Origin of the sequence: Sphingobacterium arenae, assembly GCF_014692505.1 — a bacterium.
Taxonomy (GTDB): Bacteria; Bacteroidota; Bacteroidia; order Sphingobacteriales; family Sphingobacteriaceae; genus Sphingobacterium; species Sphingobacterium arenae.
Genome location: NZ_JACNYK010000016.1, coordinates 1 through 1095, shown reverse-complemented (window position 1 = coordinate 1095; position 1095 = coordinate 1). Strand labels below are relative to the sequence as shown.

Annotated in this window: 1 rRNA gene; it reads left to right on the top strand. The window is 54.7% G+C overall.

What is annotated here, in order from left to right:
* Positions 1 to 1095: ribosomal RNA gene (locus tag H8B17_RS20500) — 23S ribosomal RNA — on the top strand; the annotation flags it as partial.

The window sequence follows — 1095 nt, the reverse complement described above, 5'->3', positions numbered from 1 at the left end:
TTTCCGAATGGGGCAACCCGGCATGCTGAAGGCATGCCATACCGCATAGCGGTAGGCGAACGCGCTGAACTGAAACATCTAAGTAGGCGTAGGAGGAGAAAACAAGAGTGATTCCGCAAGTAGTGGCGAGCGAACGCGGAGAAGCCCAAACCGTCCATGTTACGGCATGGTCGGGGTTGTAGGACTGTGTTGTGGTTACATCTTCGTAAAGTGGAACCGGCTGGGAAGCCGGGCGGTATCGGGTGACAGCCCCGTACACGTAAGCAACGATGGCCTAACAGTATCCTGAGTAGCGCGGGACCGGAGAAATCCTGCGTGAATCCGGCGGCACCATCCGCCAAGGCTAAATACTCCTGGGAGACCGATAGTGTACCAGTACCGTGAGGGAAAGGTGAAAAGAACCCCGAACAGGGGAGTGAAACAGAACCTGAAACCGTGTGCCTACGATCGGTCGGAGCGGATTTTTTCCGTGACGGCGTGCCTTTTGCATAATGAGCCTACGAGTTGCTCCTGTCCGGCAAGGTTAACCCGTTCAGCGGGGTAGCCGGAGCGAAAGCGAGTCCTAATAGGGCGCGGAGTCGGGCGGGGCAGACGCGAAACCTGGTGATCTACCCTTGGGCAGGTTGAAGTTGCGGTAACACGCAATGGAGGACCGAACCGATAAACGTTGAAAAGTTTCCGGATGACCTGAGGGTAGGGGTGAAAGGCCAATCAAACCGGGAAATAGCTCGTACTCCCCGAAATGTTTTTAGGAACAGCGTCGTAATAAATTTAACGGAGGTAGAGCTACCGATTGGGTGCGGGGGAGTCAAATCCTACCAAATCCAGACGAACTCCGAATGCCGTTAAATGTGTACGGCAGTGAGGCTCCGGGTGCTAAGGTCCGGGGCCGAGAGGGAAAGAACCCAGACCACCGGCTAAGGTCCCCAAATACAGTCTAAGTTGATCTAACGAGGTCCGGTTGCCCAGACAGCTAGGATGTTGGCTTGGAAGCAGCCATTCATTTAAAGAGTGCGTAACAGCTCACTAGTCGAGCGGCCGGGCGTGGATAATAAACGGGCATCAAGACTGTTACCGAAGCTGTGGACTGGTAGA